General features: G+C 73.0%; 22 protein-coding genes and 1 tRNA gene. 15 read left to right on the top strand and 8 right to left on the bottom strand.

Going from position 1 to position 26,977, the window contains the following annotated elements; genetic code table 11:
- The first annotated feature begins 253 nt into the window (after nucleotides 1-253).
- The 10 genes from ITX44_RS10845 to ITX44_RS10800 all read left to right on the top strand — a co-directional run bounded on the left by ITX44_RS10845 (nucleotide 254) and on the right by ITX44_RS10800 (nucleotide 12,958).
- Nucleotides 254-1,132: a TatD family hydrolase gene (locus ITX44_RS10845; protein ID WP_205356902.1), complete on the top strand. Its 879-nt coding sequence runs from the start codon at nucleotides 254-256 to the stop codon at nucleotides 1,130-1,132.
- Nucleotides 1,133-1,245: 113 nt separating this feature from the next.
- Complete coding sequence (gene rsmA / locus ITX44_RS10840; protein WP_205356901.1) at nucleotides 1,246-2,106, top strand: 16S rRNA (adenine(1518)-N(6)/adenine(1519)-N(6))-dimethyltransferase RsmA; 861 nt, start codon at nucleotides 1,246-1,248, stop codon at nucleotides 2,104-2,106.
- Nucleotides 2,107-2,242: 136 nt separating this feature from the next.
- Entirely contained in the window at nucleotides 2,243-3,172 is a 930-nt protein-coding gene (locus ITX44_RS10835; RefSeq protein WP_205357182.1) for a 4-(cytidine 5'-diphospho)-2-C-methyl-D-erythritol kinase, read from the top strand.
- Nucleotides 3,173-3,538: 366 nt separating this feature from the next.
- Complete coding sequence (locus tag ITX44_RS10830) at nucleotides 3,539-5,338, top strand: ABC-F family ATP-binding cassette domain-containing protein (protein WP_205356900.1); 1,800 nt, start codon at nucleotides 3,539-3,541, stop codon at nucleotides 5,336-5,338.
- 344 nt (nucleotides 5,339-5,682) lie between these two features.
- The gene (locus ITX44_RS10825; RefSeq protein WP_205356899.1) at nucleotides 5,683-7,338 is read left to right on the top strand and encodes an outer membrane protein assembly factor BamB family protein; all 1,656 of its coding nucleotides are present in this window, start codon (nucleotides 5,683-5,685) and stop codon (nucleotides 7,336-7,338) included.
- 277 nt (nucleotides 7,339-7,615) lie between these two features.
- Entirely contained in the window at nucleotides 7,616-8,287 is a 672-nt protein-coding gene (locus tag ITX44_RS10820; RefSeq protein ID WP_205356898.1) for a helix-turn-helix transcriptional regulator, read from the top strand.
- Nucleotides 8,288-8,661: 374 nt separating this feature from the next.
- On the top strand, nucleotides 8,662-9,705 hold the full coding sequence (galT, locus tag ITX44_RS10815; protein WP_205356897.1) for a galactose-1-phosphate uridylyltransferase: 1,044 nt from the start codon (nucleotides 8,662-8,664) through the stop codon (nucleotides 9,703-9,705).
- 5 nt (nucleotides 9,706-9,710) lie between these two features.
- Nucleotides 9,711-10,691 (top strand): UDP-glucose 4-epimerase GalE, encoded by a 981-nt coding sequence (galE, locus tag ITX44_RS10810; protein ID WP_205357181.1) that lies wholly within the window; start codon nucleotides 9,711-9,713, stop codon nucleotides 10,689-10,691.
- Nucleotides 10,688-11,824: a galactokinase gene (gene galK, locus ITX44_RS10805; RefSeq protein WP_205356896.1), complete on the top strand. Its 1,137-nt coding sequence runs from the start codon at nucleotides 10,688-10,690 to the stop codon at nucleotides 11,822-11,824. The genes galE and galK overlap by 4 nt, the downstream gene beginning before the upstream one ends.
- Before the next feature lie 336 nt (nucleotides 11,825-12,160).
- Nucleotides 12,161-12,958, top strand: coding sequence for a response regulator transcription factor (locus ITX44_RS10800; RefSeq protein ID WP_205356895.1), 798 nt, complete (start codon nucleotides 12,161-12,163; stop codon nucleotides 12,956-12,958).
- On the opposite strand, the gene ITX44_RS10795 is transcribed toward ITX44_RS10800, so the two are convergent.
- The gene (locus ITX44_RS10795) at nucleotides 12,917-13,414 is read right to left on the bottom strand and encodes a MarR family winged helix-turn-helix transcriptional regulator (protein WP_205356894.1); all 498 of its coding nucleotides are present in this window, start codon (nucleotides 13,412-13,414) and stop codon (nucleotides 12,917-12,919) included. The two genes, ITX44_RS10800 and ITX44_RS10795, sit on opposite strands and share 42 nt — an antisense overlap.
- A 192-nt stretch (nucleotides 13,415-13,606) precedes the next feature.
- Between ITX44_RS10795 and ITX44_RS10790 the strand changes: the two genes are divergently transcribed.
- Complete coding sequence (locus ITX44_RS10790; RefSeq protein ID WP_205356893.1) at nucleotides 13,607-14,518, top strand: trans-aconitate 2-methyltransferase; 912 nt, start codon at nucleotides 13,607-13,609, stop codon at nucleotides 14,516-14,518.
- Nucleotides 14,515-14,886, top strand: a complete 372-nt coding sequence (locus tag ITX44_RS10785; RefSeq protein WP_205356892.1) for a VOC family protein — start codon at nucleotides 14,515-14,517, stop codon at nucleotides 14,884-14,886. The genes ITX44_RS10790 and ITX44_RS10785 overlap by 4 nt, the downstream gene beginning before the upstream one ends.
- A gap of 79 nt (nucleotides 14,887-14,965) precedes the next feature.
- Here the strand turns inward: ITX44_RS10785 and ITX44_RS10780 are convergent, their stop codons facing one another.
- From ITX44_RS10780 to ITX44_RS10755, 6 genes are all read right to left on the bottom strand, one after another.
- Entirely contained in the window at nucleotides 14,966-15,442 is a 477-nt protein-coding gene (locus tag ITX44_RS10780; protein WP_205356891.1) for a hypothetical protein, read from the bottom strand.
- Between the two features lie 101 nt (nucleotides 15,443-15,543).
- The gene (gene pth / locus ITX44_RS10775; protein WP_205356890.1) at nucleotides 15,544-16,137 is read right to left on the bottom strand and encodes an aminoacyl-tRNA hydrolase; all 594 of its coding nucleotides are present in this window, start codon (nucleotides 16,135-16,137) and stop codon (nucleotides 15,544-15,546) included.
- A 158-nt stretch (nucleotides 16,138-16,295) separates the two neighbouring features.
- The gene (locus tag ITX44_RS10770) at nucleotides 16,296-16,904 is read right to left on the bottom strand and encodes a 50S ribosomal protein L25/general stress protein Ctc (RefSeq protein WP_205356889.1); all 609 of its coding nucleotides are present in this window, start codon (nucleotides 16,902-16,904) and stop codon (nucleotides 16,296-16,298) included.
- 378 nt (nucleotides 16,905-17,282) lie between these two features.
- Nucleotides 17,283-18,260: a ribose-phosphate diphosphokinase gene (locus ITX44_RS10765; protein ID WP_205356888.1), complete on the bottom strand. Its 978-nt coding sequence runs from the start codon at nucleotides 18,258-18,260 to the stop codon at nucleotides 17,283-17,285.
- A gap of 254 nt (nucleotides 18,261-18,514) precedes the next feature.
- Nucleotides 18,515-19,978 (bottom strand): bifunctional UDP-N-acetylglucosamine diphosphorylase/glucosamine-1-phosphate N-acetyltransferase GlmU, encoded by a 1,464-nt coding sequence (gene glmU, locus ITX44_RS10760; RefSeq protein ID WP_205356887.1) that lies wholly within the window; start codon nucleotides 19,976-19,978, stop codon nucleotides 18,515-18,517.
- Nucleotides 19,979-20,174: 196 nt separating this feature from the next.
- A tRNA-Gln gene (locus ITX44_RS10755) sits at nucleotides 20,175-20,246 on the bottom strand.
- A gap of 240 nt (nucleotides 20,247-20,486) precedes the next feature.
- Here ITX44_RS10755 and ITX44_RS10750 point away from each other — a divergent pair.
- A complete protein-coding gene (locus ITX44_RS10750; protein WP_205356886.1) occupies nucleotides 20,487-21,509 on the top strand; it encodes an acyl-CoA desaturase in 1,023 nt (340 codons plus the stop codon).
- Nucleotides 21,510-21,617: 108 nt separating this feature from the next.
- A complete protein-coding gene (locus ITX44_RS10745; RefSeq protein WP_236060414.1) occupies nucleotides 21,618-22,220 on the top strand; it encodes a TetR family transcriptional regulator in 603 nt (200 codons plus the stop codon).
- Nucleotides 22,221-22,342: 122 nt separating this feature from the next.
- Here ITX44_RS10745 and ppc read toward each other — a convergent pair whose 3' ends face one another.
- Nucleotides 22,343-25,078 (bottom strand): phosphoenolpyruvate carboxylase, encoded by a 2,736-nt coding sequence (ppc, locus tag ITX44_RS10740; protein WP_205356885.1) that lies wholly within the window; start codon nucleotides 25,076-25,078, stop codon nucleotides 22,343-22,345.
- Nucleotides 25,079-25,376: 298 nt separating this feature from the next.
- On the opposite strand from ppc, the gene ITX44_RS10735 reads away from it, so the two are divergent.
- Entirely contained in the window at nucleotides 25,377-26,756 is a 1,380-nt protein-coding gene (locus ITX44_RS10735) for a sensor histidine kinase (RefSeq protein WP_205356884.1), read from the top strand.
- Nucleotides 26,757-26,977: the final 221 nt, after the last annotated feature.

Genomic DNA, 26,977 nt, shown 5'->3' with positions numbered 1-26,977 from the left:
TGACGCTCGTCCAGTGCGTCGCGTTCATGGGCGTCGCCCGTCCGTGACGCCCAGGCGTCCGCCGACTACCGGGCCAATACCGGCCGATACGGCGGGCGCGGAACCAGGGACCTGTCCCCGTCCCTGGGATCCGGCACCGAGGGCCGGCCGCCCGTGCGAGGCCGGCCCGTCCGCAGCCGCACCGGGCTACCCGAACGGCTGCGGTCGAAAAGCCCCGCGTACCACCCCCGGGTCCGACCCTAGGATCGGACCCATGGCGAAGAAGAAGGACAGCGGCGAGGCCCCTCCGGCGCCCGAGCCGCTGAGGATCGCGGTCGCGGACTCGCACACCCACCTGGACATGCAGGGCGGCACCGTGGCGGCGGCGATCGCGAAGGCGGCCGCGGCCGGGGTGGACACCCTCATCCAGGTCGGCTGCGACCTGGCCGGTTCGCGGTGGGCGGCGCGGACCGCGGAGGAGTACGAGAACGTGTGGGCCACGGTGGCCCTGCACCCCAACGAGGCGCCCAGGATCCTGTTGGGCGATCCCGACAACTGGTCGCGGCAAGGGGAGCGGGCCGCGGGCGGAACGGCCGCGCTGGACGCCGCGATCGACGAGATCGCCGAGCTGGCCGCGTTGCCGCAGGTGCGGGGGGTGGGCGAGACCGGCCTGGACTACTTCCGGACCGGGCCCGAGGGCGTGGCCGCCGAGCAGCACTCATTCCGCCGGCACATCGAGATCGCCAAGCGGCACGGCAAGGCGCTGATCATTCACGACCGCGAGGCGCACGACGACGTGCTGCGCATCCTGCTGGAGGAGGGCGCGCCGCAGACCGTGGTGTTCCACTGCTTCTCCGGCGACGCCGAGATGGCCAAGGTGTGCGCCGAGCGCGGCTACTACCTGTCCTTCGCCGGCAACGTCAGCTACAAGAACGCGCAGAACCTGCGGGACGCCGTCGCCGTCGCCCCGCTGGACCGGCTGCTGGTCGAGACCGACGCGCCCTTCCTGCCGCCCGCGCCCTACCGGGGCCGGCCGAACGCGCCCTACCTGATCCCGCTGACGCTGCGGACCATGGCCGAGGCCCGCGGTGCGGACGAGGACACCCTCGCCGCCGCGATAGCGGCCAACACGGCCCGCGCCTTCGGCTACTGAAAACCCGCTACTGAAAACCCCCGGAAGACCCGCGGCTCCTTCAAAGCCCCAGCTCCTGGCCCCGGCCGCCGCGCGGGTCAGGAGCGGCCCACCCCGCCCGTTAGCCTTGCGGTGTGAGTACGACAGACCCCGGCGCCCTGCTCGGGCCGGCCGACGTGCGTGAGCTGGCCGCCGCGCTGGGGGTGCGGCCGACCAAGCAGCGCGGCCAGAACTTCGTGATCGACGCGAACACCGTACGGCGCATCGTGCGGACCGCGCAGGTGCGCCCCGACGATGTCGTGGTGGAGGTCGGCCCGGGGCTCGGCTCGCTCACGCTGGCGCTGCTGGAGGCGGCCGACCGGGTCACCGCGATCGAGATCGACGACGTACTGGCGCAGGCGCTGCCGGCCACGGTGGCGGCGCGGCTGCCCGAGCGGGCGGAGCGGTTCGCGCTGGTGCACCGCGACGCGCTGCTGGTGGACGAACTGCCGGGGCCGCCGCCGACCGCGATGGTGGCGAACCTGCCGTACAACGTGGCGGTGCCGGTGCTGCTGCACATGCTGGCCACCTTCCCGACCATCGAGCGGACGCTGGTGATGGTGCAGTCCGAGGTCGCCGACCGGCTGGCCGCGACGCCGGGCAGCAAGGTGTACGGGGTGCCGTCGGTGAAGGCGAACTGGTACGCCGAGGTCAAGCGGGCCGGAGCGATCGGGCGGAACGTGTTCTGGCCGGCGCCCAACGTGGACTCCGGCCTGGTGTCCCTGGTCCGGCGCGAGCCGCCGGCCACCACGGCCTCCCGGACGGACGTGTTCGCGGCGGTGGACGCGGCCTTCGCGCAGCGCCGCAAGACGCTGCGGGCGGCCCTCTCGGGCTGGGCTGGGTCGGCGGCGGCCGCCGAGACCGCGCTGCTGGCGGCTGGCGTGTCACCGCAGGCGCGCGGCGAGTCGCTGTCCGTGGCGGAGTTCGCCGCCATCGCCGAGCACCGGCCCGCGTGATGTGTACGGTGTGGCCGTGCCCGTACGTCCCGAGGAGTCCCTGCCCGTGAGTCCCGCGAGCCCCCTGAGTCCCGCAAGCCCCGCCGGCCCGGCGAGCCCCGCGGAAGCCGCGCCCTCGCCGAGCCCCGTGCCGGCCGTGCGGAACCAGGCCGACCCGGTCGACGGGGCCGTCACCGTACGGGTCCCCGCCAAGGTCAACGTGCAGCTCTCCGTCGGCGGGCGCCGCCCCGACGGCTTCCACGACCTGGCCACGGTCTTCCTCGCGGTGGGACTGTACGACCGGGTCGTCGCGGCCCCCGCGCCCGAGCTGCGGATCACCGCCGAAGGGCTGGGCGTCGACGGCATCCCGCTGGACGGCACGAACCTGGCGGCGCGGGCCGCGGCGGCGCTGGCCGCCCGGTACGGCCTCGAGCCCCGGGTGCACCTGCACATCGTCAAGGACATCCCGGTGGCCGGCGGCATGGCCGGCGGGTCCGCCGACGCGGCCGCGGCGCTGCTGGCCTGCGACCGGCTGTGGGGGCTCGGGGCCAGTGCCCAGGAGCTGCGGTCGGTCGGCGCGCAGCTCGGCAGCGACGTGCCCTTCCCGCTGCTCGGCGGCGCGGCGCTCGGCACCGGGCGCGGCGACGTCCTGACCCCGCTGGAGGTCGGCGGCAGCTTCCACTGGGTGTTCGCGGTCGCCGACGGCGGCCTGTCCACCCCCGCTGTGTACGGCGAGTGCGACCGGCTGCGCCGCGAGGGCGGGGACGGCGACCTGGCCGGCCAGGTGCCCGAGCCGGCCGCCGACCCGGGCCTGGTCGAGGCGCTGCGCTCCGGCGACCCCTACGCGCTCGCCGGCTGCCTGGCCAACGACCTCCAGGCGGCGGCCGTCTCGCTGCGGCCCGGCCTGGCCGACACCCTGGACGCGGGTACCGAGGCCGGCGCGCTGGCGGCCCTGGTGTCCGGTTCCGGACCGACCTGCGCCTTCCTTGCGCCCGACGCGGACACCGCGGCCAAGATCGCCGCCACCCTCGGGCCGGCCGCACGGGTCGCGCTCGCCCCCGCGCCCGGGGCGACCGTCGTGGACTGATCGCGGGTTCCGGCCGGGGTTCCTCAAGGGGGCTCCCGGCCGGAGCTCCCGACCGCGGCCACCGTCCCGGGTGGTGGCGCGCGTACCGGAAGTGCGGCCCCGCACCACCGCCGACCTGCGGATACGCGCGTTGTCCACAGGCGGCCCCGGCACGTACCGTCCGACAGGCCCTAGGCTGGAGAGCCCGACCCCGTCCGCCGGCCCGCCCGCCCATCGCGTGCCCGTCGCGCAGCCGGGAACCCGGCACGGCGCCCGGCCACCCGGTCGCCGGACCGTACGCCGCCGAAAGCGCCAACCGCCCGCACCGCCCCCACCGCCCCCACCGCCCGAAGAGCCGAAGAGCAGAAGAGCTGGAGAACAACGCAAGTGGCCGTCAACCTGGTCAACGTCGAAGCCGTCGGCAAGACATACGGCACCCGGCAGCTCCTGGACGCCCTGTCCCTCGGCGTCTCCGAGGGCGACCGCATCGGGGTCGTGGGCCGCAACGGTGACGGGAAGACGACCCTGATCCGGATCCTGGCCAAGCTGGAGGAGCCGGACAGCGGCCGGGTCACCCACGTCGGCGGGCTGCGGCTGGGCGTGCTGGCGCAGGCCGACAGCCTCGACCCGAAGGCCACCGTCCGGCACGAGGTGGTCGGCGACCGGCCCGACCACGACTGGGCCGGCGACGCGCGGATCAGGGACGTGCTGACCGGCCTGTTCGGCGGCCTCGACCTGCCCGGCTTCCCGCAGGGCCTGGACACCGTGATCGGGCCGCTGTCCGGCGGCGAGCGGCGCCGTATCGCGCTGGCCCGGCTGCTGATCGGCGAGCAGGACCTGATCGTGCTCGACGAGCCGACCAACCACCTCGACGTGGAGGGCATCTCCTGGCTGGCCGGGCACCTCCAGGCGCGGCGCTCGGCACTGGTCTGCGTCACCCACGACCGCTGGTTCCTGGACCAGGTGTGCACCCGGATGTGGGACGTGCAGCACGGCGTGGTGCACGAGTACGAGGGCGGCTACAGCGACTACGTGTTCGCCCGCGCCGAACGCGAGCGGATCGCCGCCACCGAGGAGGCCAGGCGGCAGAACCTGGTCCGCAAGGAACTGGCCTGGCTGCGGCGCGGCGCCCCGGCCCGTACCTCCAAGCCGCGGTTCCGGATCGAGGCCGCCAACGCGCTGATCGCGGACGTGCCGCCGGTACGGGACAGCGCCGAGCTGATGGGGTTCGCGAACTCCCGGCTCGGCCGCACCGTCTTCGACCTGGAGGACGTGACCGTCACCGCCGGGCCGAAGGAACTGCTCAAGCACATCACCTGGCAGCTCGGCCCCGGCGACCGGATCGGCCTGGTGGGGGTGAACGGCGCCGGAAAGACCTCCTTCCTGCGCGCCCTCGCCGACGCCTCGGCCAGCGAGGGCGACCGGCAGCCGGCCGGCGGCCACGTGACCGTGGGCAAAACGGTCCGCCTGGCCTACCTCTCCCAGGAGGTCGCCGAACTCGACCCGGGGCAAAGGGTGCTGCAAGCCGTGGAGTCGGTGCGGCAGCGGGTGGATCTCGGCAAGGGCCGGGAGATGACCGCGGGTCAGCTCTGCGAGCGGTTCGGCTTCGGCAAGGAGAAGCAGTGGACGCCGGTGGGCGACCTGTCCGGCGGCGAGCGGCGCCGGCTGCAACTGCTGCGGCTGCTGATGGACGAGCCCAATGTGCTGTTCCTGGACGAGCCCACCAACGACCTGGACATCGAGACGCTGACCCAGCTGGAGGACCTGCTCGACGGCTGGCCCGGCTCGATGATCGTGATCAGTCACGACCGCTACTTCCTGGAGCGCACCACCGACCGGGTGTTCGCGCTGCTCGGGGATTCGACCCTGCGGATGCTGCCGCGCGGGGTGGACGAGTACCTGGAGCGCCGTCGCGCCGTCCAGGCCGCTGCCGCCGCCGCGGTGCCCGCGCCCGCCGCCGCCAAGGAGAAGCCGGCCGCCGACACCCGCGCGGCCAAGAAGGAACTCCAGCGCATCGAGCGGCAGTTGGACCGGATCGGCGAGAAGGAGAGCACGCTCCACGGCCGGATCGCCGACAACGCCACCGACTTCGAGAAGGTCGCGGCCCTCGACGCGGAGCTGCGCGCCCTGCGGGACGAGCGCGAGGAACTGGAGTCGCGCTGGCTGGAACTGGCCGAGGACGTGTGACGCCCCGAAGGACGTACGACCCCTTCGGGCGGCGGGATGTGACGGCGGGTCGGGGAGGACCTGTAGCAGGCCGGTAACGGAACAGCTGCGGCACGGCGGTGTCAAGGGTGCCCGGTGATAGAAAGACTTTCCGTTCATCCGCCCTTGTCTGACGGTACGAAGAGGAATTGATGTCGCAGCCGCCGCCCCCGCCGCCCGGAAACCCGCCGCCACCGCCAGGTGGTTACGGCTACCCGGCGCCCGCGCCCGGCCCGGCGGCGGGTGGCAACAACCCGGGTGGCAACAACCCTCCCCCAGCCCCAGGGGGCTGGGCGGTGCCCCCAGCCCCCCCGGCGGCGGCCCCCGTGCCCCCGGGACAGAACCCGTACGCGCCCACCCAGGCAGCCTTCCCGCAGGCCAAGGCACCGCAAGGACCGCCCCCGCCGGGTCAGGTCCCGCCGGCGCCGTACCCCCCGGGACCGCCCGCGCCCCCGCAGGGCCCGCCCCCGCCGCCCGGATACGGCTACCCGACCCCGCAACCGCAGCAGGGTGGCTGGGCGCAGCAGCCGTACGCGCCGGGCCCCCAGACCCCGCCGCCCCCGCCCGGCTACGGCTGGCCCGGGCAGCAGCCCCCGCCGTACCCGGGCGCGCCCACCGGCGGCGGCCCGTCCCGCAACAACCGGCTGACGGTGATCGTGGCCGCCGCGGTGGCGGCGGTGCTGCTGATCGGCGGCGGGGTGTACTTCGCCACGAAGGGCGGCGGCACATCCAACGACGCGAAGCCGTCGGCGCCGGCGAGCACAGGCGCCAAGAACGGCGCGAACGGCGGGACCAAGGGCGCCGGAGGCGGCGGCCACAACACGAACCTGGCGTTCAAGTGGGACAAGGCCGCGGACCCGGTGGCCCAGGCGGACAACCTCAAGGACGCGCTCGGCCTGTGGTTCACCGACACGTACGCGGTGAAGAACGAGATCGACAAGGTCGTGGCCTACGACCTGACCACCGGCGCCCCCGCCTGGACCGTCCCGGCGCCCTCGCGCGGCGACTGCACCGCGGCGCGCGACACGTACCAGAACCGGGCCGCGATCCAGTACGGCCCGACCTGCAACAAGATCATGGTGATCGACCTGGCGGCGGGCAAGCCGCTGTGGACGGCCACGCTGCCCGGCTCCACCGGCCGCAAGACCGAGTTCGACTACTCGGAGATGGCCATCAGCGGGGACACCGTCGGCGTGGACTGGCTCGAGGGCTCGATCGGTTACCGGATCAGCGACCAGAAGGTGCTGTGGCAGTCCGGCAACGGCAACTGCGAGGACGACGGTTACGCCGGCGGCAAGCAGTTCGTCGCGGTCGTCAACTGCGATTACCAGACGTACAAGGTGCAGGTCGTCGACCCGGCCAACAACGGCGCCGCCAAATGGACCTGGACCGCGCCCGTCGGTACCGAGGTCAACGCGATCGTGTCCACCGATCCGGTGGTGGTGCTGCTCGGCACCCAGGACCGCACCTACACCGACGTGGCGACCATCGTGAACGGCCGCCTCCAGTCCCGGGTGTCGCTCGGCACCGAGAAGTACGACATCGCCGACGACGGCACCGAGAAGCAGTCCGTGCACAATGTGCTGGTCAGCCAGGACACCCTCTACTTGTCGCTGAGCAGCAAGAGCGACAGCAACGGCCAGGTGCTCAGCGGCATCGTGGCCTTCGACCTGGCCAGCGGCAGGCAGAAGTGGATCTCCAAGCCGGGCGGCAAGCACGACATCACCGGCCTGGACTTCGTGGACGGCAAGGTGCTCGCGTACGAGCCGGCCGACTACGAGGTGCAGGGCGCGCTGGTCACCCTGGACCCGGCCACCGGCGCGACCAGCCCCTACGCCTCCTTCCCGCAGGGCGCCTACGACCAACTCGACCCGGGCGCGCTGCACAGCTACTACGTGTGGCACGGCGGGCAGTTCTACATCGTCAGCAAGACCGTGTACGCCGGGGAGAGCGGCCAGAAGTACGTGGTCGCCTTCGGCTGACCGGACTCCGGAACGGCCCCGGACCGGCTCCGGACGGGCGCGGCACGACCGGCCGCGCCCGCCGGCACCGCGCCCCCTGCCGGTGGACGCCCGGCAATTGCCCGCGGATGTTCCCGGTTGGGGGCGCATCGGTTCCACGGACCGTGTAGCTTCGCGGCCACACGGTACGCCGTCCCGGTGGCGACACGGTTGGGACGTGAATGGGCGCGGTATGCACAGGGGAACAGGGGGCCGGCGGCAATTCGGGCCGGTCCCGGGGGGATAGGGGATACCCGACATGGGCGTACGGCTCGTCGTGGTCGACGACCACCGGCTGCTGGCCGAGGCATTGGCCTCGGCTCTCAAACTGCGCGGCCATCGAGTGCTGGCGGCCGCGGCACCGGCCGGCGGCGCGGCCGAACTGGTGCTCAGCAGATCCCCCGAGGTGTGCCTGTTCGGCACCGCGGCCCCGGCCGAGCCGGGCGCCTTCGACGCGGTGGCGCGGATCAAGCGGGAGCGGCCGGCGGTCGCGGTGATCGTGCTCGGGCCGGTGCCCGACCCGCGGGGCATCGCGGCGGCGTTCGCGGCCGGCGCCTCCGGTTACGTCCGGCACGACGAGCGGATCGAGGGCGTCGAGCGGGCCATGGTCAAGGCCCGGGCCGGCGAGGTGGCGATCGCGCAGAGCCTGCTCCAGGGCGCGTTCGCGGAACTGCTCAACCCGGCGCGGCAGCCGGACGACGAGGGCGCGCGGCTGCTGGAGATGCTGACCCCGCGCGAGATCGAGGTGCTGGTCCGGGTCGCCGAGGGTGAGGACACCCGGGTCATCGCGGCCGGGATGCGGATCGCCCCGAGCACCGCCCGTACCCACGTCCAGCGCGTCCTGATGAAGCTCGGCGTCGGCTCCCGTCTGGAGGCCGCCGCCCTGGCCGCCCGTACCGGCCTGCTGGAACGCGCCTCGGGCGCCGAATAGCCTCCGGCTTCCCCGCCGCCGCCCGCCGTCTCCCGCCGCCCCTTCGGCGGCACCACGGCCGGTCCGCGGCCGGTCCGCGGCCTGTCCGGGATCCGCCCCGGATCCGCCCCGGATCCGCCCGGCATCCGGACGCAATCCGCCCGGCGAACCGCCCGCCCGCACCTCCGACCTGTCCGGCCGTGATGCCGGGCTGTGCGGCCGCCGTCGGTTCCGTCGCACTCTGTTCGGCTTTGTTTGATTACTCCCCCGGGGACCCTCGCCCGCCCGATACTGAGCCCGAGAACTTCACAGCGCTCGCTGCATTGACTGTGCTGTTCTGTTGTGATTCATTGTGTGCGGTTGTGTTGGGTGATTGTGGTGTGAGGTGCCCGAGGGTGAAGAAGACGACGACCTTGCTCGCGGACGGCCGCGAGCTGATCTATTACGACTCCGCCGACGCGGTGGTCCGCGACGCCGTGGACCGCAGACCCCTGGAGTCCGTCGCCACCACCTCGGAGCTCCGATACGACCGGCTGCTGGGTGACACGGTCGCCATCGCCTCGCACCGGCAGGGGCGGACGTACCACCCGCCGGCCGACCAGTGCCCGCTGGACCCGACCCGGGACGGCAGGCTCACCGAGATCCCGGCGGCGGACTACGAGGTGGTGGTCTTCGAGAACCGCTTCCCCTCGCTCACCGGCGACCAGGGCCGCTGCGAGGTGGTCTGCTTCACCTCCGACCACGACTCCTCGTTCGCCGACCTCACCCCGGCCCGGGCCCGGCTGGTGCTCGACGCCTGGACCGACCGCACCCAGGACCTGTCCCAACTGCCGGGCATAGTCCAGGTCTTCCCGTTCGAGAACCGCGGCGAGGAGATCGGCGTCACCCTCGGCCACCCGCACGGGCAGATCTACGGATACCCGTTCGTCACCCCGCGCACCAGCCTGATGCTGGCCCGGCTCGCCGAGCACCGGGAGCGCACCGGCGGCAATCTCTTCGACGACGTCCTCGCCGCCGAGATCTCCGACGGCAGCCGGATCGTGCTGGCCGGCGAGCACTGGACGGCGTTCGTGCCCTTCGCGGCGCACTGGCCGTACGAGGTGCACCTGTACCCCAACCGCCGGGTGCCGGACCTGCTCGGGCTGGACGAGGACGCGCGGGCGGAGTTTCCGCACCTGTACCTGGAGCTGCTGCGCCGGTTCGACCGGATCTTCGGTCCCGACCAGCCGCGCACCCCGTACATCTCGGGCTGGCACCAGGCGCCGTTCACCGCCCCCGATCGCCGCGACTTCGCGCTCCACCTGGAACTTTTCACGATCCGCCGGACGTCGGGCAAGCTGAAGTTCCTCGCGGGCTCCGAGTCGGGCATGGGCGCTTTCGTCAACGACGTGCCTCCGGAGTCCGCTGCCCAGCGACTGCGAGAGGTAGCGAGCAAGTGAGCCAAGTGAGCACCGGTCCCAAGAAGCTGTTGGTCACCGGTGGTGCCGGTTATGTCGGGAGCGTGGTGGCCGCGCACCTGCTCGAGGCCGGGCACACCGTGACCGTGCTGGACGACCTGTCCACGGGCTTCCGCGCGGGCGTGCCCGAGGGCGCGGACTTCGTCGAGGGCCGGGTCCAGGACGCCGCCAAGGTGCTCGACGGCTCCTACGACGCGGTGCTGCACTTCGCCGCCTCCTCCCAGGTCGGCGAGTCGGTGACGAACCCGGAGAAGTACTGGCGCAACAACGTGGCCGGCTCGCTCGAACTGCTCGCCGCCATGCGCGAGGCCGGCGTGCGCACCCTGGTGTTCTCCTCCACGGCCGCCACCTACGGCGAGCCGGCCGAGGTCCCGATCACCGAGACCGCCGCCACCGCGCCCACCAACCCCTACGGCGCCACCAAGCTCGCCGTCGACCACATGATCGCCTCGGAGTGCGTCGCCCACGGCCTGGCCGCGGTCAGCCTGCGGTACTTCAACGTCGCGGGCGCGTACGGCGCGTACGGCGAGCGGCACAACCCCGAGTCGCACCTGATCCCGCTGGTGCTCCAGGTCGCCCAGGGCCGCCGCGCCGCGATCTCGGTCTTCGGCGACGACTACCCGACGCCGGACGGCACCTGCCTGCGCGACTACATCCACGTCGCCGACCTGGCCCGGGCCCACCTGCTGGCCCTGGACCACGCCGCCGCGGGCGAGCACCTGATCTGCAACCTCGGCAACGGCAGCGGCTTCTCCGTCCGCGAGGTCGTCGAGGCCGCCCGCGCGGTCACCGGCCACCCCATCCCGGCCGTCACCGAACCGCGCCGGGCGGGCGACCCCGCGGTGCTGGTCGCCTCGGCCGACCGGGCCCGGGAGCGGCTGGGCTGGCAGCCGACCCGTACCGATCTCGCGGAGATCATCCGCGACGCGTGGACCTTCGCACAATCCCTGGGAGAGGACGCCCCGTGACGGACACCGCGTTCGAGATCGCGTTCAAGAACGCCTACGGCCGGGCGCCGGAGGGCGCCTGGGCCGCGCCCGGGCGGGTCAACCTGATCGGCGAGCACACCGACTACAACGACGGCTTCGTGCTGCCCTTCGCCATCCCCCAGACCACCCGCGCCGCGGTCGCCCGCCGCGACGACGGCCTGCTGCGGCTGCACTCGGCCGCGATGGAGGACGGGGTGGTCGAGCTGCGGATCGCCGACCTCGCCCCGGGCGCCACCGAGGGCTGGGCCCGCTACCCGGCGGCCGTGCTGTGGACGCTGCGCGAGGCCGGGCACGACGTGGGCGGCGCCGACCTGCACTTCGACAGCACGGTGCCGGTCGGCGGCGGCCTGTCCTCCTCCGCGGCCCTCCAGGTCGTCACCGCGCTGGCGCTGACCGAGCTGTACGGGGTCGAGCTGTCCCGCCAGGACATGGCGGTGCTGTGCCAGCGCTCGGAGAACCGTTACGTCGGCGCGCCCGTCGGGGTGATGGACCAGACGGCGTCGGCCTGCTGCACCGCCGGGCACGCCCTGCACCTCGACGTGCGCGCCCTCGCCCAGCGGCAGGTCCCCTTCGACCCCGAGGCCGAGGGGCTGGTGCTGCTGGTCGCCGACACGCACGTCAAGCACGCGCACGCCGACGGCGCCTACGGCGAGCGGCGGGCGGGCTGCGAGCGGGCCGCTGAGCTGCTCGGCGTCCCCGCGCTGCGCGACATCGCCCCGGCCGACCTGGACGCGGCCCTGGCCGCTCTCCCCGACGACACCCTGCGGCGGCTGACCCGTCACGTCGTCACCGAGGACCAGCGGGTCCAGGACGTGATCGAGCTCCTCGACGCGGGCCGCACCGCCGAGATCGGGCCGCTGCTGACCGCCGGTCACGCCTCCCTGCGCGACGACTTCCAGGTCTCGTGCACCGAGCTGGACGTGGTGGTCGAGGCGGCTCTGGCGGCGGGCGCGCTCGGCGCCCGGATGACCGGCGGCGGCTTCGGCGGCTCGGTCATCGTGCTGACCACGGCGCCCACCGCCCCGGACGTGGCACAGGCCATCACCAGGGCGCTGCCGCAGGCGGTCCCCTTCTCGACCGCGCCCGCCGAGGGCGCGCACCGGCTGTGGTGACCGGAGGCGGAGTGCCGCCGGTCCGCTGACCCGGGCCGCGGCACGGCGACGACCGGCCACGCCGGCGGGTACGCAATTGCCGCGCGCACGGCAACGCGCTCTCCTGCGCGAAGCAATTGCGCGCGGCAGGAGGAAACTTCCGCCAACACGGCGCCAACCCCGTTGGGAACCCCTACGCTTTTCACCACAGCGCCGGTGGGGGCCGGCGCTCATCAGGGGGCGAGACGCGCGGGGTCCGGCACCCGGTGCGAGGGACGGCGGTCCCGAACACCGGGTGCCGGGCTCCAAGCGAAGGTCGCCCCAGGGGGAGTGGGTCAACCACCGGGAGTGGTGTCCGTGGGACGAATCCGCGTTCTCGTCGTCGATGACCACCGCATCTTCGCCGAGTCGCTCGCCGCCGCTCTCGCGGCGGAGCCCGACGTCGACGTCTCGGCGGCCGGCAGCGGCCCGGCCGCGCAGCGCTGCCTCGACCGGGCAGCAGTCGACAACCGCCGTTACGACGTCGTGCTGGTGGACGCGGACCTGGGCTCCGGGCCCCGGCCGCAGACGCTCCAGGCGGTACCGCCGCTGACGGAGCAGCAGCGCTCGCCCGAGCCGCGCGACCCCGTCCTGGACGGGCTGGCGCTGGTGGAGCGGGTGCGCGCGCAGTATCCGACGACCCGCACGGTCGTACTCGCCGAGCGCGACGACCCGACCCGCGCGGCCCGCGCGCTCCAGGCCGGTGCCAGCGGCTGGGTGGCCAAGGACTGCTCGCTGTCCCGGCTGCTCGCGGTGGTCCGCGGGGTGCTGCGGGACGAGACCCACCTGCCGCCGGCACTGCTGACCGGGGTGCTGCGGGAGCTGACCGCCGCCCGCCGGCACCGCACCGAGAGCGAGCGCCTGGTGGAGTCGCTGACCCCGCGCGAGCAGGAAGTGCTGCGCTGCATGGTCGCGGGCCTGGGCCGCAAGGCGGTGGCGGAACGTTTGTTCCTGTCCCCGCACACCGTGCGCACGCACATGCAGAACGTGCTGGGCAAGCTCGGGGTGCACTCCACGCTCGCCGCGGTCGCGCTGGCCCGCCGGGCCGGGGTGGGACCGGTGGAGCTGGTGCCGTCAGCCGGGGACGTTGTCGAACGGCGCGGTCAACTGTCGTAGCAGCGAGGCCAGTTCGGCCCGCTGCCGGTCGGTCAGCTCGCCCAGGATGGCACGTTCCTGGGCGAGCAGCCCGGCCAGTGCCTCGTCGGCCCGGTCCTGCCCCTCGGGGGTGAGCCGGACCAGCACCCCGCGCCGGTCGGTGGGGTCGGGCAGCCGCTCGACCAGCCCCTTCTGCGCCAGCCGGTCGATCCGGTTGGTCATGGTCCCGGACGTCACCAGGGTCTGGGTGAGCAGTTGCCCGGGCGAGAGCTGATACGGCGCGCCCGCCCGCCGCAGCGATGTGAGCACGTCGAACTCCCACGGCTCCAGGCTGTGCTCCGCGAACGCCAGCCGCCGGGCCCGGTCCAGATGCCGGGCGAGCCTGCTGACCCGGCTGAGCACTTCCAGCGGCTCGACGTCGAGGTCGGGGCGCTCCCGGCGCCAAGCAGCGACCAGCCGATCGACCTCGTCCTCCATGCCGATCAGTGTAGTAGGTCTGTCGATATGAAGTCTCTTGACATCAAGATATATGGGGAGGAGCCTGGAACGGCAAGAGGCAGAACGTTGCCTTCCGCTTCGGCGCGTCCGGCTCGTTGGACACGTTCCGTACGGCCGGCATGTCCGCCTCGTTCGGCAAGGGCTCCGTGACATCCCCAGGGAGTACGAACCATGCAAGCAGTGCCCACATGGGACCCGCAGCAATATCTTCGCCACGCCACCCACCGCACCCGTCCGTTCCTCGATCTGCTCAGCCGGATCACCGAGCTGCCCGGGGGCGGGTCCCCGCGGATCGCCGACATGGGCTGCGGGCCCGGCAACGTCACCGCGCTGCTCGCCGGCCGCTGGCCCGGCGCCCGGATGACCGGTTACGACTCCTCGCCGCAGATGCTGCGCTCCGCCGCCCCGTACGCCGGCCCCACCCCGGGCGGCGGCTCCCTGGACTTCCGCCGGGCCGACGCGTCCCAGTGGGTCCCGGACGAGCCGTACGACCTGATCGTCTCCAACGCCGCGCTGCAGTGGGTGCCCGGGCACGCCGACCGCTTCCCGGCGTGGCTGGCCGGCCTGACCCCCGGCGGCACCCTCGCCTTCCAGGTGCCCGGGAACTTCCAGGCCCCCAGCCACGCGCTGCTCGACGAGCTGTGCGACGCCCCGCAGTGGCGCTCCCGGCTCGGCGGTCACGGCCGCCGGTACGTGTACGTCCTCAGCCCCTCGGACTACCTGGAACGGCTGACCGGACTGGGTTGCGAGGTGGTGGACGTGTGGGAGACCACCTACGTCCAGCTCCTCCAGGGCGAGGACGCGGTGCTCGACTGGACCAAGGGCACCGCGCTGCGGCCGGTGCTCACCGCGCTCGAGGACGACCCGGAGGGGGCGCGGGAGTTCGTCGCGCAGTACCGCGACCTGTTGCGCAAGGCGTACCCGCCCGGCCCGCACGGTACGGTCTTCCCCTTCCGGCGGATCTTCGCGGTGGCCCGCACCGCCGCGGAGCCGACAACCGACCCGGCCGCTCGTACCGAGGCGACCGCAACGTCGACCACGTCGACCACGTCCACCACGTCCACCGAGGGGCCGCACGCATGATCACCGCCGTCGACCACGTCCAGCTCGCCGCGCCGCCCGGAAGCGAGGACGAGCTGCGCGCCTACTACGTCGGGGTGCTCGGGATGACCGAGCTGACCAAGCCGCCTGTGCTCGCCGCGCGCGGAGGCTGCTGGTTCGCGGCCGGCGGCGCGGCGGTCCACCTCGGCATGGAGGAGGACTTCCGCCCGGCCCGCAAGGCCCACCCGGGGCTGCGCGTCACCGGCATCCACGCCTTCGCCAAGCAGCTCCAGGCGCACGGCGCCCCGGTGGTCTGGGACTACGACCTGCCCGGCCACGAGCGGTTCTACTCGCAGGACCCGGTGGGCAACCGGCTGGAGTTCCTGGAACCGCTCGCCGTACGCGGCTGACGCGGTTCACGCGCCGACGCGGGCACGGGACGACGCGGGTACGCGGGGCCGTGCGCAGGCCGTACGGCCCCCTGCCGCGTCACAGTGTCAGGAAGGCCCCGAGCAGCACCGCCACGCCCGCCGCGCCGAGGCTCCACGCGGTGCGGGCCATCCGCAGGCCGCCGCCGACCACGATCGCGGCGAGCAGGAAGGCACCGCCCAGCGGCACCCAGGAGAAGATCATGCCGCCCCAGCCGGAGCGGATCGCGGTGTCCGTGCCCGGCTTCATCACCACCGGCACCTGGTCGCCCACCTTGTGCCGTACCGGGAGGCTTACGGTGACCTGTGTGCGAGCGGTGCCGGCGCCGCCGGACGGCGCGAAGGGGCCGGTGCAGGTGGAGTCGGCACAGTTCATCAGTGTCACGGTGCCGCGCTCGCGGCCCTTGGTGAGCATCACGTAGTGCGCGGTCTTCCACGACTCCCAGCCCGCGGACACCAGGATCAGCAGCGTGAGCAGCGTCAGACCCAGCGCGCGGAGCGCGTTCACCAGCCACGCCCCGGCGTTCCGTTCACCCATGCGGGTGATCTTTGGGCATCGTGCACCATGCGGTCAACTTCCGCGCACGAGCCGCCCGGTCAGCCGCCGTACGTCCTCGGTCAGCTGTTGTACGTGCCCGGTCAGCTGTTGTAGGTGCTCTGGGCGCGCTCCAGGCCGTCGGTGATCAGCGCCTCCACCGCGTCGGCGGCCCGGTCCACGAACCAGTCCAGGTCCTTGCGTTCCGTGGCCGAGAAGTCCTTGAGCACGAAGGCGGCCACGTCCATCCGGCCGGGCGGGCGGCCGATCCCGGCCCGCACCCGCAGGTAGCCCGGGCCGAGCGACTTGGTGATGGACTTCAGCCCGTTGTGCCCGTTGTCGCCGCCGCCGAGCTTGAGCCGCAGCGTGGCGTAGTCGATGTCCAGTTCGTCGTGGACCACGATCAGCCGCTCCAGCGGCACCTTGTGGAAGTCCTTGAGCGCGGTGACCGGGCCGCCGGAGACGTTCATGAACGACTGCGGCTTGACCAGCACCACCCGGTGGCTGCCGGGTCCGGGCGGGCCGATCCGCCCCTCGACGACCTGTGCCTGGGCCCGCCGGTCGCGCTTGAAGGTGCCGCCCATCCGCTCGGCGAGCAGGTCGGCCACCATGAAGCCGATGTTGTGGCGGTTGCGCGCGTACTCCGGCCCGGGGTTGCCCAGGCCGGCCACCAGCCAGGGCCCTGCGGTGTCGGTCATCCAGGTCTCCCTGCTCGTCGGGGTGTGCCGGGGCGGTGTCGGGGGGTGCTTCGGGGGGCCGGGTGCTTCAGGGGCGGGGTGTGCGGCCGGCGGTTGCCGCGGGCGCGGCCGGAACCGAGGTCCCGGCCGCGCCCGTACGTCCGTACTCGGGGTCCGGCTCAGGCCTCGGTGGCGGCTTCCGCGGCTTCCTCGGCCTCGGCGGCCTCCTCGCCCTCCGGCGCGGCCTCGGCCTGGGCGGCGACGACCTGGAGCACCACGGCGTCCTCCTCGACGGCCAGGGTGGTGCCGCGCGGCAGCGCCACGTCCTTGGCCAGGATGGAGGCACCGGCCTCCAGGCCCTCCACGGACACGCTCACGGACTCGGGGATGTGGGTCGCCTCGGCCTCGACCGGCAGCGCGTTGAGCACGTGCTCCAGCAGGTTGCCGCCCGGGGCCAGCTCGCCCTCGGTGACGACCGGCACCTCGACGGTGACCTTCTCGCCGCGCTTGACGGCCAGCAGGTCGACGTGCTCCAGGAAGCCCTTCAGCGGGTCGCGCTGCACCGCCTTGGGGATGACCAGCTCGGACGTGCCGTCGATCTCCAGGGAGATCAGCACGTTGGGGGTGCGCAGCGCGAGCAGCAGCTCGTGGCCGGGCACGGACACATGCTTGGGCTCGGCGCCGTGACCGTAGATGACGGCGGGCACCCGGTCGGTGCGGCGGATGCGGCGGGCGGCGCCCTTGCCGAACTCGGTGCGCGGCTCGGCGGGGATCTTGACCTCGGCCATGATGCTCGACTCCTCGTGAGGGACGTACGGTGAATGTCGCCCGGCCCACGACGGGCTGGTCCCGCACAACGAGGAGCGCGTCGATAACGGAGTCGCCCCCTTCCGCCCGGCCCGCCGCCATTACCTGCCGCGGGTCGTCCGGCAGGGGCCTCCCTCGCCGAGCAACCCCGACAGCGTAACCGGCGCCCGGCCGCGTACCCAAACCGGGCCCGTACCTGTCCCGTACCTGCCCCGCACGGCGGACCGGCACCGTAAACCGAGCGGCGGCCCGCGGAAGCGGAACGGCCCCCCGAATCGCCCGGGCGGGGGCGGATCGGGGGGCCGGTCGGCGATCGGACGGGGGCGCCGCGGGTCAGTGCGCGGGCCCGCGGCGGCGGATCAGTGCGCGTCCTCGAAGAGGCTGGTCACCGAACCGTCCTCGAACACCTCGCGCACCGCGTTGGCGATGGTCGGCGCCATCGACAGCACGGTGATCTTGTCGAGGTCGGTCTGCCCGGGGGTGGGCAGGGTGTCGGTGAGCACGAACTCGCTGACCTTGGAGTTCTTCAGCCGGTCGGCCGCCGGGCCGGACAGCACGCCGTGCGTGGCGGTGACGATCACGTCCTCGGCGCCGTTGGCGAACAGCGCGTCCGCGGCGGCGCAGATGGTGCCGGCGGTGTCGATCATGTCGTCCACCAGCACGCAGACCCGGCCCTTGACGTCGCCGACCACCTCGTGGACCTTGACCTTGTTGGCGATGCTGGGGTCGCGGCGCTTGTGCACGATGGCCAGCGGCGCGCCGAGCCGGTCGCACCAGCGGTCGGCGACCCGGACCCGGCCGGCGTCGGGGGAGACCACGGTGAGCTTGTTGCGGTCCACCTTGGCGCCCACGTAGTCGGCGAGCACCGGCAGCGCGAACAGGTGGTCCACCGGGCCGTCGAAGAAGCCCTGGATCTGGTCGGTGTGCAGGTCCACGGTCAGGATCCGGTCCGCGCCGGCGGTCTTGAACAGGTCGGCCATCAGCCGGGCCGAGATCGGCTCGCGGCCCAGGTGCTTCTTGTCCTGCCGGGCGTATCCGTAGAACGGCACGATCACGGTGATGCTCCGCGCGGAGGCCCGCTTGAGGGCGTCCAGCATGATGAGCTGTTCCATGATCCACTGGTTGATCGGGGTGGTGTGGCTCTGGATGAGGAAGCAGTCGGCGCCGCGCGCGGACTCCTCGAACCGTACGTAGATCTCACCGTTGGCGAAGTCGTAGGCCCGGGTGGGAGTGAGCTCGACCTCAAGTTCTCGCGCCACCGCCTCCGCCAGATCGGGGTGGGCGCGGCCGGAGAAGAGCATCAGCTTCCTCTCACCGGTCGTCTTGATCCCGGTCACTGCACCGTCTCCTATGTGTTCGACTGGTGTTCGACACAGCGACGCCCCGAGTTGGGCGTGCTGGCGGAATTGTGTGCACCACACACGGTACGCCCCGTGCAGTGCACCTGTGCACCTCAGCGGCGGTGGTGAGACCACCCTCACTCGCGCGTGCGCAGGCCTCACCCGCGGGTGGGAATCTCCTTCACCCGCAGGTGGGACGGCGCACCGGTGTTCTGTGACTGTTGTTGTCCGTGCCGTGCCCGCCGCAGCGGCTACTGCGCGGCCGGCCCGGACTCCTGCCGCGCGCGTTCGGCCGCCTGGGCGGCGGCGCTGCCCGGGCGCTTGCGGGCGACCCAGCCCTCGATGTTGCGCTGCTGGCCGCGGGCGACGGCCAGCGAACCGGCCGGTACGTCCTTGGTGATCACCGAACCGGCCGCCGTGTAGGCGCCGTCCCCGACCACGACCGGTGCGACGAACATGTTGTCCGAGCCGGTCTTGCAGTAACTGCCGATCGTGGTGTGGTGCTTGGTCTCGCCGTCGTAGTTGACGAAGACACTGGCCGCGCCGATGTTGGTGTACTCGCCGATGGTGGCGTCGCCCACGTAGCTCAGGTGCGGCACCTTGGTGCCCTCGCCGATCGTGGCGTTCTTCATCTCCACGTACGTGCCGGCCTTCGCCTTGGTGCCCAGCCGGGTGCCCGGCCGCAGGTACGCGAAGGGGCCCACGGTCGCCTGCGGGCCGATCTCGGCCTGGTCGGCGACGGTGTTGGAGACGCTGGCGCCGGCCCCCACCGAGGTGTCGGTCAGCGTGCAGTTGGGGCCGACCTCGGCGCCCTCGGCGAGCGCGGTGGCGCCGCGCAGCTGCGTGTTGGGGTGCACCACCGCGTCCGGCGCGAAGGTGACGGTGACGTCCACCCAGGTGGTCGCGGGGTCCACCACGGTGGTGCCGGCCAGCATGGCCTCGGTCAGCAGCCGCTCGTTGAGGGTCCGGCGCGCCTGCGCGAGCTGCACCCGGTTGTTCACCCCGGCGATCTCGCGGTGGTCGGCGGCGGTGTACGCGCCCACGCCGTGCCCCTTGGCGCGCAGGATCGCCAGGGTGTCGGTGAGGTACTCCTCGCCCTGGGCGTTGTCCGTGGTGACCTCGGCCAGCGCCTGCGCGAGCAGCGCCGCCTCGTACGCGTACACACCGGAGTTGATCTCGGTGATCGCCCGCTGGGCCGCGTCGGCGTCCTTCTGCTCCACGATGGCGGTCACCCGGCCGTCGGCGCCGCGCACGATCCGGCCGTAGCCGGTCGGGTCGGGCACCTCGGCGGTCAGGACGGTGACCGCGTTTCCCGCCGCCTGGTGCGCGGCGGTCAGTTCGGTGAGGGTCTCGGGGGTCAGCAGCGGGGTGTCGCCGTAGGTGACCACCACGGTGCCGCTGTCGGGCAGCAGCACGCCCTGCCGGGCGAACTCCTCCAGCGCGGTACGGACCGCGTGACCGGTGCCGTGCTGCTCCTGCTGCACGGCGATCAGCGCCTTGGGGTCCACGGTGCGCAGATGGTCGGCGACCTGCTCGCGCGCGTGCCCGACGACCACCACGAGGTGGTCGGGCTCGAGGGCGCGCGAGGCCGCGACGACATGGCCGACCAGGGACCGGCCGCAGATGGTGTGCAGAACCTTGGGGGTGGCCGACTTCATGCGCGTGCCCTCACCCGCGGCGAGGATGACGACGGCTGCCGGGCGATTCGGGCTCACGGGGGAGACTCCTCGGCTTCGGGTGCTGGACATCCGCAGCTTACCGAGGGGCTCCACCATCGACGTACCGGCTCGGGTTCCCCCGGGCGGGGCCCCAGCCGCAGCCGCGGTCGAGCGGCCGTTCCCGCGCCCCGCGTTCGTACACCGCATACGTACGTACGGTGCTCCGTGCTCTGCTCCGTACTCCGCGTTCGTGCTCCGCCGCCAGGACTCGAACCCGGACTTAAGGCACCAAAAGCCCCAGTGCTGCCAATTACACCACGGCGGATCAACTCGACGATTCCGGCGCACGGCCGGGCCAGGTCGGGCTGGTCGCCCCCATCATGCCGTACCGGACGCCTTCCCCGCGACGGTGATCCCGGCCGATCCGGGGTAGGGAACACCGGTCGGCGGACCACGGCACTGCCGGTCCTGTTGCACGACGTGCGCCACTGCAATACTTACGGATCCGTAGGTTCCGACACGAGCCGGCCCGACGGGCCACCATCACTTCCGACAAGGGACGGACATGACCACACAGACGGACGTGATCACGGAGTCCCGGGAACCCGGGCCCTCCGGTCAGGACCAGACGCCGGCGCCCTCAGCCACCAGGGGCGGTGAGAGCAAGCGGTCGATCGAGCAGATCGCCCTGCTGATCTTCATCCTCGTCCCCTTCGCCGCGCTCGTCGCGGCCGTGCCGCTGGCCTGGGGCCGCGGCCTGAGCTGGCTGGACGTCGGCCTGATGGTCGGCATGTACTTCCTGGGCTGCCACGGCATCACCATCGGCTTCCACCGCTACTTCACCCACGGCTCCTTCAAGGCCAAGCGCCCGCTGCGGATCGCGCTGGCCGTGGCCGGCTCGCTGGCCGTCGAGGGCCCGGTCGTGCGCTGGGTGGCCGACCACCGCCGCCACCACAAGTTCAGCGACGCCGAGGGCGACCCGCACAGCCCCTGGCGCTACGGCGAGACCCTGCCCGCCCTGATGAAGGGCCTGTGGTGGGCGCACATGGGCTGGCTCTTCGACGAGGAGCAGACCCCGCAGCAGAAATACGCGCCCGACCTGATCAAGGACCCGGCGATCCGCCGCATCTCCCGCGACTTCTGGCTGTGGACGCTGATCTCGCTGCTGCTGCCCCCGCTGATCGGCGGCCTGGCCACCATGTCGTGGTACGGCGCCTTCACCGCGTTCTTCTGGGGGTCCCTCGTCCGGGTGGCGCTGCTGCACCACGTGACCTGGTCCATCAACTCCATCTGCCACGCGGTCGGCAAGCGCCCGTTCAGGTCCCGCGACCGGTCCGGCAACGTGTGGTGGCTGGCCGTGCTGTCCTGCGGCGAGTCCTGGCACAACCTGCACCACGCCGACCCGACCAGTGCCCGGCACGGCGTGATGCGCGGCCAGATCGACTCCAGCGCCCGCGTCATCCGCTGGTTCGAGCAGGCCGGCTGGGTCTACGACGTGCGCTGGCCGTCCGCCGAACGGATCGCTTCCCGCCGCCAGGTCGAGGCCACCGACAGCGACGACCGGGAAGGCGTCAAGGAAGCCGCCTGACGGACGCGGCATGATTGACATGTGAGCGACGCAAGGGACGGCAGGGAAAACGCCGGGCCCACGGCTCCCGCCGTGGGCCCGTCCGCACGGCGGGCCCGGCGGGTCCGGATGACCGGCAAGGAGCGGCGTGAGCAGCTCCTCGACGTCGGCCGCACCCTCTTCGCCGAGCGCGGTTACGAGGGCACCTCGGTGGAGGAGATCGCCCACAAGGCGGGCGTGTCCAAGCCCGTGGTGTACGAGCACTTCGGCGGCAAGGAAGGGCTCTACGCGGTCGTGGTGGACCGCGAGATGAGCCGCCTGCTCGACATGGTCACCGGCGCGCTGACCGGCGGCCACCCGCGCGAGCTGCTGGAACAGGCCGCCTTCGCGCTGCTGGACTACATCGAGCAGTCCACCGACGGTTTCCGGATCCTGGTGCGCGACTCGCCGGTCGCCCAGTCCACCGGCACCTTCGCCTCGCTGATCAGCGACATCGCCACCCAGGTCGAGGACATCCTGGGCCACGAGTTCAAGCAGCGCGGCTTCGACGCCAAGCTCGCCCCCCTCTACGCCCAGGCACTGGTCGGCATGGTCGCCCTCACCGGCCAGTGGTGGCTCGACGCCCAGCGCCCGAAGAAGGCCGACGTGGTCGCCCACCTGGTGAACCTGTCCTGGAACGGGCTGTCCGGCCTGGAACCCAAGCCGCGGCTGATCGGGCACCGCAAGAACTGATCGGGCACCGTAAGAGCTGAACCGAACGGGGCCGGGCGTCCGCCCGGCCCCGTTCGGCCCAAAGGTCCCGGGGCAAAAGACCCGGGGCGAAGAATCGGGTGCAAAGGACCCGGTGCGAGAACTCAGCCCGTGTTGCGCAGCCCCGCGGCGACGCCGTTGACGGTGAGCAGCAGCGCCCGCGACAGCAGCGGGTCGGGCTCCTCGCCGGCCGCGGCGGCGGCCCGCTGCCGGGCCAGCAGGCTGACCTGGAGGTAGGAGATCGGGTCCAGGTACTGGTCACGGATCCGGAAGGTCTGCGCCAGCACCGGGTTGTTGGCCAGCAGCTCCGGCTCCCCGGTGATCCGCAGCACCTCCTGCACGGTCAGGTCGTGCTCCGCCTGGACCGCGGTGAAGACGTGCTTGAGGTTGTCCGGCACGAGCGTCTCCACGTAGTGCCGGGCGATCCGCAGATCCGTCTTGGCCAGCGTCATCTCGACGTTGGACAGGAAGTTGCGGAAGAAGTGCCACTGCCCGAACGCCTCGGCGATCACCGAGCCGAGGCCGGCCTCGCGCGCCGCCCGCAGACCCGAGCCCACCCCGAACCAGCCGGGCACGATCTGCCGGGACTGGGTCCAGCCGAACACCCACGGGATCGCCCGCAGTCCGTCCAGGCCCGCGCCCGAGTCGGGCCGCCGCGAGGGGCGCGACCCGAGGTGCAGGTCGGCGAGCTGGTCGACCGGGGTGGCGGCGAAGAAGTACGACGGCAGGTCCGGGTCCTCCACCAGCGTCCGGTACGCGGAGTGCGCGGCCTCGGAGACCACGTCCATCATCCCGTCCCACCGGGTCAGCGCCTCGTCGGACTGCCGGGGCGCGGTGTGCAGGGCGGACGCCTGCAAGGTGGCCGCCACGGTGAGCTCCAGGTTCTCCCGGGCCAGCGAGGGGATCAGGTACTTGTCCGAGATGACCTCGCCCTGCTCGGTCACCTTGATCTCGCCCTCCAGGGTGCCCCACGGCTGGGCCAGGATCGCGGTGTGCGAGGGGCCGCCGCCGCGGCCGACGGTGCCGCCGCGGCCGTGGAAGAGCCGCAGCCGCACCCCGTGCCGGTGCGCCACGTCGCGCAGCCGCCGCTGGGCCCGGTGGATCTCCCACTGCGAGGTGGTGATGCCGCCGAACTTCGAGGAGTCGCTGTAGCCGAGCATGACCTCCTGCACGTCCCCGCGCAGCGACACCAGCCGCCGGTAGGAGGGATCGGAGAGCATCTCGTCCAGCAGCTTGTCCGCGATCTTCAGCTCGTCGGTGGTCTCCAGCAGCGGCACGATGCCGATCCGGGCCACCCCGGCGTGCAGGTCGATCAGCCCGGCCTCGCGGGCCAGCACGGTCGCGGCGAACACGTCGTCCGAGCCCAGGCACATGGAGATGATGTACGACTCCACGACCTCCGGCCCGAACCGCTCGAAGGCCTCCCGCACCGTGTGGAAGACGCCCAGTGTCTTGGCGCCGGCCTCGTCCAGCGGCGCAGGAGTGGGGGCCAGCGGCCGGCGCGAGCGCAGCTCCTTGGCCAGCAGCTTGCGCCGGTAGTCGCGCGGCATGTCCGCGTACCGCCAGGACTCCTCGCCGAGCCGGTCGAAGAGCTGGCCGAGCGCGTGGTGGTGCGCCTCGGCGTGCTCGCGCACGTCCATGGTGGCGAGCTGGAGCCCGAACGCGGACATGGTGCGGATCGTCCGGTCCATCCGCCCGTCGGCGATCAGGCCGCCGCGGTTGGCCCGCAGCGAGTCCTGGATCAGCCGCAGGTCGTGCAGCAGCTCGGTGGTGCCCAGGTAGTCCCGGCCGGGCACGTGCGGGGTGCCCTTGGCCAGCCGCTCCCGGGTGTTGATCAGCTTCTGCCGCACGCAGGTGGCCTTCAGCCGGTAGGGCTCCTCGGCGTTCAGCCGCTTGTAGCGCGGGCTGATCTCCGGCAGCGTCACCAGGTCGTCCGACAGCGAGTCCAGCAGCTCCTGCGAGGCACCGGAGTTGCGGATCGAGTTGGACAGGGCGCCGCGCAGGTCGTCGATCATGTCCAGCGCGTCGGTGATGCCGTGCTCGTGCTGGAGGATCAGCACGTCCCAGGTCACCTCGGGGGTGACGTTGGGGTTGCCGTCCCGGTCACCGCCGATCCAGGTGCCGAAGGTCAGCGGCCGGGTGGCGGCCGGCAGCGGCACCCCGACCCGTTCCAGCTCGGCGGCCAGGTCCTCCAGCACGTCGCCGACCGCGCCGGCGTGCAGCTCGTCCAGGTAGTAGATCGCGTTGCGGGCCTCGTCGGCCGGCTCGGGACGCACCACCCGCAGCTCGTCGGTCTGCCACAGCAGGTCGATGCTCTCGGCCAGCCGCAGGTCCACCCGGCGCCGGTCGCCGCTGCCGCGGGAGTCGTCCAGCAGCCGCGCGATCCGGCGCAGCTTGTTCAGGACCGAGCGGCGGGCGGCCTCGGTGGGGTGCGCGGTGAACACCGGCCGCACATTGAGGTTCGCCACGCTCGCGCGCACGTGCTCCGGGTCGCCGTCCTTGAGCAGGTCGGCGGTCTGGGCGAGCAGGCCGCCCTCGACGGCGCGGCGGGTCCGCAGCTCGCGCCCGCGGTGCACCTGCTCGGTGACGTTGGCCAGATGGAAGTAGGTGGAGAACGCCCGCACCAGCTTGGCGGCGGTCTCCACATCGGTCTCCCCCAACAGCGCTGCGGCGGCCTCGCCGTCGCTGCGGGTCAGGGCACGAACCTTCTCCACGAGGTCGAGGAGGTCCTGGCCCTCCTGCCTCACCAGGGTGCCGCCCAGCAGCTCACCCAGGCGTCGGATGTCGGCTCGCAGGGCGGTGCTGCTGTCCGGGGCGGCGGTGTCGGCGCTGCTGCTCACAGGTGCGGCTCCTTGATGCAGTGATGGGTCGACGGAACGGGTGGAGTGGTCGACGGCGGACCGCGCTGTCCGACGGCTCCAGGATAGGTCGGGGTACTCTCCGCACGGCCGTCCGCCCACCTGCCGGACGCCGGGGCGGGGCGACGCGCAGGTGGCGTGGCGCACCTCGGCCGGGCCGGGACACCGGGAGTCCGGCGCCGGGACATCCGGACGATGGGGACCGGACATCCCGACGCCGAGGCCAGGGGATCGCGACGGGGCCGTATCCCCCGGCGGGGCACCACTTAATCTGGACGCCATGAGTACGACGGGGGCGCGCGTACCGGACGAGGGGGTCGGCGGACCGTCCCGGCCGGGCTGGTGGTGGTGGCCGCGGCGGCGCAGTGCCGTGCTGGACGTGGCACTGGCCGCGATCTCGGCGGTGGAGGCCGCGTTCGAGGGCGCCACCTTCGCCCAGCGGATCGGGCTGGTGCCCGGCGCGGGCGCGCTGCTCGGGGTGCTGGTCGGCAGCGTGCTGGTGCTGCGCCGCCGCTGGCCCGTCGCCGTGGTGCTGGTCGCGATCGCGGTCACCCCGGCCCAGATGGGCTTCCTGCTCTCCCTGGTGGGCCTGTACACCCTGGCCGCCTCCGAGGTGCCCCGCCGCATCACCGCGCTGCTGGCCGGCATGAACGGCCTGGGCACCATGGTGGTCGCCTTCGTCGGCTTCGAGGACAACCTGCACGACTCCGGCGCCGCCACCCGCATGTCGGTGCCGCTCACCCTGATCGTCTCGGTGCTGATGGCCCTGGGCCTGACCGCCCCACCGGTGTTGCTGGGCTTGTACGTACGGGCCCGGCGCCGGCTGGTGGAGAGCCTGCGCGAGCGGGCCGACGGCCTGGAACGCGAGCTGGAGCTGCTGGCCGAGAAGGCGCTGGAGCGGGCCGAGCGGGCCCGCGCGGACGAGCGCACCCGGATCGCCCGTGAGATGCATGACGTGGTCGCCCACCGGGTGAGCCTGATGGTGGTGCACGCCGGAGCCCTGCGGGCGACGGCCCTGGACGACCCGGCCAAGGCCGCGGCGAGCGCCGAACTCATCGGCGACATGGGCCGCCAGGCGCTCACCGAGCTGCGGCAGATGCTGGGGGTGCTGCGAGCGCCGGCCGCCTCCGCCGCGGCTGCCCCCTCTGCGCCTCGCCCGGCGCCCGGGCCGGCCGTGCTCACCGCCGCCGCGGACAGCGCCGTAGGGGCCACCGGGGCCCCGTACCTCGCCCCCGGTGGCGATTCCGGCGAGGGCGAGGGGCCGTACGAGGAAGGGCCGGTCCTGGATCAGCTCGGCGCCCTGGTACGGGAGTCGCAGGCGGCCGGCACGGTGGTGGAGCTGACCGTCGAGGGGGAGTCCCGCCCGTGCGGGGCGCGCATCGAGGCCACCGTCTACCGGGTGGTGCAGGAAGCGCTCACCAATGTGCACAAGCACGCGGCCGGCGCCCGCGCCCAGGTACGGCTCGCCTACCGGGACAAGGAGATCGCCGTCCTCATCACCAACGGCCCCTCCGACGGCTCCCCCCGCACCGCCCTGCCCAGCGGCGGCCACGGCCTGATCGGCATGCGCGAACGCGTCACCGCCCATGGCGGCGGTTTCGCCGCGGGCCCCACTCCCGAGGGCGGCTTCCGGGTGTCGGCGATGGTGCCGCTCCCCTGAGGCGGGCTTTGCCGGGTCCGGCCGCCGCGGCAGGGGGCGCCGATTCGGCTCGCGGCAATTGCCGCGGCTTCGACCGTGAGCGGTCGCGGCGTCAGGGGCCGGGGAACGATTTTCCGGCTCCCGGTCCGCCGCCGGGACGCCGGGTGTTCGGGGGGCGGTGGTTCGGCGGCCTGCGGGCCGCCGGCGTTCGGTGGGGCTGGAGGAGGCCGGGCGCTGCCTTG

This window comes from Actinacidiphila acididurans, assembly GCF_016918855.1.
Taxonomy (GTDB): domain Bacteria; phylum Actinomycetota; class Actinomycetes; order Streptomycetales; family Streptomycetaceae; genus Actinacidiphila; species Actinacidiphila acididurans.
The sequence above is the reverse complement of the archived record's forward strand: the minus strand, read 5'-3'. Positions and strand labels throughout refer to the sequence as shown.

Coding starts and splice junctions, on each gene's coding strand:
- ITX44_RS10845 (WP_205356902.1), top strand. CDS start 254: ATGGCGAAGAAGAAGGACAGCGGCGAGGCCCCTCCGGCGCCCGAGCCG.
- ITX44_RS10745 (WP_236060414.1), top strand. CDS start 21,618: ATGACCGGCAAGGAGCGGCGTGAGCAGCTCCTCGACGTCGGCCGCACC.
- ITX44_RS10780 (WP_205356891.1), bottom strand. CDS start 15,442: ATGGGTGAACGGAACGCCGGGGCGTGGCTGGTGAACGCGCTCCGCGCG.
- ITX44_RS10750 (WP_205356886.1), top strand. CDS start 20,487: ATGACCACACAGACGGACGTGATCACGGAGTCCCGGGAACCCGGGCCC.
- ITX44_RS10790 (WP_205356893.1), top strand. CDS start 13,607: ATGCAAGCAGTGCCCACATGGGACCCGCAGCAATATCTTCGCCACGCC.
- ITX44_RS10785 (WP_205356892.1), top strand. CDS start 14,515: ATGATCACCGCCGTCGACCACGTCCAGCTCGCCGCGCCGCCCGGAAGC.
- ITX44_RS10735 (WP_205356884.1), top strand. CDS start 25,377: ATGAGTACGACGGGGGCGCGCGTACCGGACGAGGGGGTCGGCGGACCG.
- ITX44_RS10795 (WP_205356894.1), bottom strand. CDS start 13,414: ATGGAGGACGAGGTCGATCGGCTGGTCGCTGCTTGGCGCCGGGAGCGC.
- ITX44_RS10770 (WP_205356889.1), bottom strand. CDS start 16,904: ATGGCCGAGGTCAAGATCCCCGCCGAGCCGCGCACCGAGTTCGGCAAG.
- ITX44_RS10820 (WP_205356898.1), top strand. CDS start 7,616: ATGGGCGTACGGCTCGTCGTGGTCGACGACCACCGGCTGCTGGCCGAG.
- pth (WP_205356890.1), bottom strand. CDS start 16,137: ATGACCGACACCGCAGGGCCCTGGCTGGTGGCCGGCCTGGGCAACCCC.